Consider the following 4748-nt stretch of genomic DNA (forward strand, 5'->3'; position numbering starts at 1 on the left):
CAAATCAGTTCGTTGTCATCTTACAATTTTATTCTTGAAGCTTTATTCTATGCAGCTTCATATTAAATTGGTATAACTGCCTCGATATTAACTACTAATCGCCTTTAGTCAAAGTAGAATAATCTAGCAAAAGCAATCAAATTAGTAGAGGACAAAATTTTCGGGTGCGAAGAAATCATCCTCCACTCACCCAGGCTGGATTAAAAAATTTCCCCAACAATCATCCCCGCCAATATGACAAAACCCACCCAAACATTTTGGCGAAAGATTTGACCATAAATCGGCTTAGGAATATCTGCATTTCGGAGTTGACTATACTGCAAAAACCACAAAATCGCCGCCGCAATAATTGCCATCCAAAAACCAATGTGCAAGTGCAGATTAACTCCCATTGCTGCTAACAAACCGACAGTGCCAACAAAGAAAAAACCCACAGCATTAGCAGCATTATCCCCGAAAAATATCGCGCTGGAGTTCACACCCAAACGCAAATCGTCTTCCCGATCGCTCATCGCATAAACTGTATCAAATCCTAACGTCCACAGTACGACTGCACCCCACAGCAACCAAGTCGCTAATTCTAGTTCTCCCACGGCGGCGCTCCAACTAATTAAAACTGCAAAACCCCAGGCAATTGATAACACTAATTGTGGCACTGGGAAGAATCTTTTTGCTAGGGGATAGCAGATAATTACTGGTACGGCGGCCACGCACAGCCAGAAGCTTAAAGGATTGAGATAAAAAGCGAGAATCGCCGCGCAAGCAAAGGAAATTAATGCAACTCCTATCCCAGTTTGCACGGTGAGGGCGCGGGATGCTAGCGGGCGCGATCGCGTTCTTTCTACTTCGGGATCTATATCGCGATCCCACAAGTCGTTGATGACGCATCCAGCCGCACTCGTGGCTAAGGTACCCAACACAATCACGCCCACCAATGTTGCGGGCGGCCTCCCGTCGGCTGCTAAAAAGACGGCCCAGAGGGCTGGAATCATTAAAATGAGCCTTCCTGCTGGTTTGTCCCATCTCAAAAGCCTCACGACGGTTAGCAATGTGGATTCGGGTTGGCGATCGGGCTCTGTAAGCATTTTAATTTTAGATTGGAGATTTTTAATATTTTAAGCCGATCACTCAGTAAATTCATGGAATAATTAAAAATATCTGTCAACCCCGATACACTCCAATGGTTAATTCACTTGCTTCTGCGGAGTCAAATCGCATTATTGCTGCTATTGATATGGGTACTAACTCGTTTCACATGGTGGTGGCGCGGATCGATCCGAAATTGCCCGCCTTTACGATTATTGCTAGAGAAAAAGATACGGTTCGGTTGGGCGATTGTGAGGTTAAAACAGGGCGCTTGAAGTCCGAGGTTATGGAAAGAGCTCTTGCCACTCTGCGCCGTTTTCAAGATATTGCTAAAACTTTCAATGTCGAACAAATTATTGCTGTGGCTACGAGTGCGGTTCGGGAAGCCCCTAACGGGCGAGATTTTCTCCAACAAGTTGCTGAAGAATTAGACCTGAATGTGAGTTTAATTTCCGGTCAGGAAGAAGCGCGGAGAATTTATCTCGGCGTACTTTCGGGAATGGAGTTTAACAATCAGTCCCAGGTAATTATTGATATTGGAGGCGGTTCTACTGAGTTGATTTTAGGGGATAGTTCAGAACCTCGCTGTCTCACCAGTACAAAAATTGGTGCTGTTCGCCTAACAGGACAATTTGTCAAAACTGACCCGATTAGCAAGGAGGAGTTTGCTTATTTGCAAGCTTATATTCGGATTTCGCTGGAAAGACCGATCGACGAATTGCGATCCCAATTCCATGCTGGCGAACCTTTGCGCTTGATTGGCACTGCTGGAACCATCGAAACTCTGGCCACAATTAACGCTCGCGAAAAGTTGGGAACAGTGCCGAGTCCCCTAGCCGGCTATCAGTTAAGTTTAAAAGATTTGCGCGATTTAGTCAATCGCTTTCGCAAACTTTCTTATGCCGAAAGGTTGGCAATTCCGGGAATGTCGGACAAGCGAGCCGAAATTATTCTGGCAGGCGCTTTGATTTTACAGGAAGCTATGATACTATTAGGAATTGAATCGCTCACTGTTTGCGATCGCTCTCTGAGAGAAGGCGTAATTGTTGACTGGATGCTGGCGCACGGTTTGATTGAAAACCGCTTGCGCTATCAAGGTTCAATCCGCCAGCGCAGCATTCTCCACATGGCTGACAAATATCAAGTCAATTTAAAACAAAGCGAAAGAACTGCAGTATTTACTCTCAATTTCTTCGACAAAACTCAAGGAATTCTACACAACTGGGGAAGCGAAGAACGAGAGTTGCTGTGGGCTGCCGCAATTCTGCACAACTGCGGTTTGTACGTCAGTCATTCAGCGCACCACAAGCATTCTTACTATTTAATTCGCAATGGTGAGTTATTGGGCTACACTGAAACAGAGATTGAAGTAATTGCCAATTTGGCTCGCTATCACCGGAAAAATCCTCCCAAAAAGAAGCACGAAAACTTTATTTCTCTTCCAAAAAAATACCGGGAACTCGTCAGTAAATTGCATCCTTTTCTGCGGTTAGCTGTGGCTTTAGATAGGCGGCAGATTGGCGCAATTTCTGATTTTAAATGCGAATACCGCCCGGAAGTTAGAGAGTTTCACTTGCGGTTACAACCGCTCAATCCCGAAGACGATTGCGCTCTGGAACTCTGGAGTTTGGATTATAAAAAGCCGTCGTTTGAAGATGAGTACAATCTCAAATTAGTGGCAACTTTGGAACCGACTCTGGTTCCGGTTTAAATACAAAGCCGAGCCTGGAAACGAGGAACTGTAGGGTGCGCGCGCACCCTACAGTTTCAACTTAACCCCAAGTCTAGTACCAATATTGTGTTTGACTCCATACTCCTCCCGATCGCCCTAGCCTGCCTTCAGAAGGCAGGGTGAATTAATTTTAAGTAGGATAAATCAAGGCGATTATGACAATTTGCTGACGCCATATGAACGATTTAAGTAGTGTCTCATATCATGTCCGGTCGAGCGATCGCGATTTTTGTAGGGGCTTCCCTCACCAACAATACCTGCCAATAATTGACAATCTCAAAAAACTGCCCCGACCGGGATATTATGGTTAATCGATCCTACATGATATTAGCGATAATTCTGATACAACCGGATTAGATATTATCTACAAACCAGGTAGCCCAATTACTGTAAAATCCTGTTGAGTGATGAGATTAGCTGGAACGCCCTTGAGGCTAGCTAAGATTTGATCTGTGTTGGCAATTTTGATAAAAGTTGTAGTGTTTTCTTCAACTATGCTGAGTCGATCGACCGTTAACCCTCCCGTTAAAATTAATAAATCTTCACCTTGCCTAAAATCAGCGATTACATCGTGACCTTCTCCCGCAGTCAAGAAAAAGTAATCGCCCCCGCTTCCCCCTTGCAGCGTATCGTTTCCGAAGTCTCGCATCAACCAGTCGTCGCCCATTCCCCCAATCAAAGTATCATCACCCTTGCCGCCGTACAGAGTATCATTACCGTCACCACCACACAATTGATCGGCATCTTGATTACCAAAAATTAAATCATTCCCGCTGCCACCGCACAAATAATCTTGTTGACTGCTAGCATCTGTCGCGATATTGTCAATATCTCCGAAAATTGTATCCTCGCCATCGCCACTGCAGATGCTGTCATTTCCCAAATCTCCAAACAGCAAATCATTGCCAGAATCGCCGCAAATTATATCGTTATCTTTGCCGCCGTGTAAGGTATCATTGTCTTCGCCCCCAGCAAGAGTATCTTCGCTTTCTTGTCCGTATAAAACGTCGTTGCCGTTATTGCCAAAAAGCAAATCTTTTCCTGTCAAGTCACCGTCAGATGCATCAGAAGTGCCACCAAATAAACTGTCATTACCTTCATCGCCAAGTAGGGTATCGTTACCTTTGTCGCCCCAAACTATATCATTATCTTTGCCTGCGATCGCCACATCATGATCTTTACCCGCATAAATAATGTCATTCCCAGCGTGACCGACGAGATAGTCATTATTTTCGTTGCCAAATATGGTGTCGCTGTCTGCATCCGCGCCAACAGCAACAGGGCTAGCAAAGCCGCCGTAAATATTGTCGTTGCCGAATAAGCCATTTAGCAAGTCGCTGCCGTTGAAACCGTTGATTATGTCATTAATATCGCTGCCGGTTAGAGTATCTTTACCGTCTGTACCGTTGAGGGTATTTTTAGGGATATTGGGGCCGGGAATGGAAGTGCGATCGGGTAAAGTGATTTGATCGCATATACAGTCTTCCGAAGCAGCAGGAATTAGCACAGGTTCGGGGGTTTCGGTTGTTGGAGATGGGGTTGGGGCGATCGAATTCTGATTGGCGATCGGCGTTTCCCCAGGTTTAGCCGTCGGAATTGGAGTTTCCGCAGATATAGGAATTGGCGTCGGAATTGGTGTCGGAGTTTCCCTAGGCGTCGGAATTGGTGTCGGAGTTTCCCCAGGAATTGGCGTCGGAATTCGAGTTTCCGCAGGAATTGGAGTCGGAATTGGTGTCGGCGTTTCCCCAGCTTTAGCCGTCGGAATTGGAGTTTCCGCAGGAATTGGCGTCGGGATTGGTGTCGGAGTTTCCGCAGGAATTTGAGTTTCCGCAGGAGTTTCCGCAGGAATTGGCGTCGGAATTGGTGTCGGAGTTTCCGCAGGAATTTGAGTTTCCGCAGGAATTGGCGTCGGAATTGGTGTCGGAGTTTC

General features: G+C 45.8%; 3 protein-coding genes. 1 reads left to right on the forward strand and 2 read right to left on the reverse strand.

What is annotated here, in order from left to right; genetic code table 11:
• Positions 1-200: 200 nt before the first annotated feature.
• The gene (locus QUA24_RS26750) at positions 201-1085 is read right to left on the reverse strand and encodes a 4-hydroxybenzoate solanesyltransferase (protein ID WP_333233420.1); all 885 of its coding nucleotides are present in this window, start codon (positions 1083-1085) and stop codon (positions 201-203) included.
• 95 nt (positions 1086-1180) lie between these two features.
• On the opposite strand from QUA24_RS26750, the gene QUA24_RS26755 reads away from it, so the two are divergent.
• Entirely contained in the window at positions 1181-2797 is a 1617-nt protein-coding gene (locus QUA24_RS26755; protein WP_333233422.1) for a Ppx/GppA phosphatase family protein, read from the forward strand.
• Positions 2798-3182: 385 nt separating this feature from the next.
• On the opposite strand, the gene QUA24_RS26760 is transcribed toward QUA24_RS26755, so the two are convergent.
• Positions 3183-4748: calcium-binding protein (locus QUA24_RS26760; protein WP_333233424.1), on the reverse strand; the 1566-nt coding region annotated here is incomplete at its 5' end.

It is taken from the genome of Microcoleus sp. Pol12B5, from assembly GCF_036701335.1.
In the GTDB taxonomy this organism is placed as follows: domain Bacteria; phylum Cyanobacteriota; class Cyanobacteriia; order Cyanobacteriales; family Microcoleaceae; genus Microcoleus.

Excerpts from the sequence above, each read along its gene's own strand:
- QUA24_RS26755 (WP_333233422.1), top strand. The coding sequence starts at position 1,181 with ATGGTTAATTCACTTGCTTCTGCGGAGTCAAATCGCATTATTGCTGCT.
- QUA24_RS26750 (WP_333233420.1), bottom strand. The coding sequence starts at position 1,085 with ATGCTTACAGAGCCCGATCGCCAACCCGAATCCACATTGCTAACCGTC.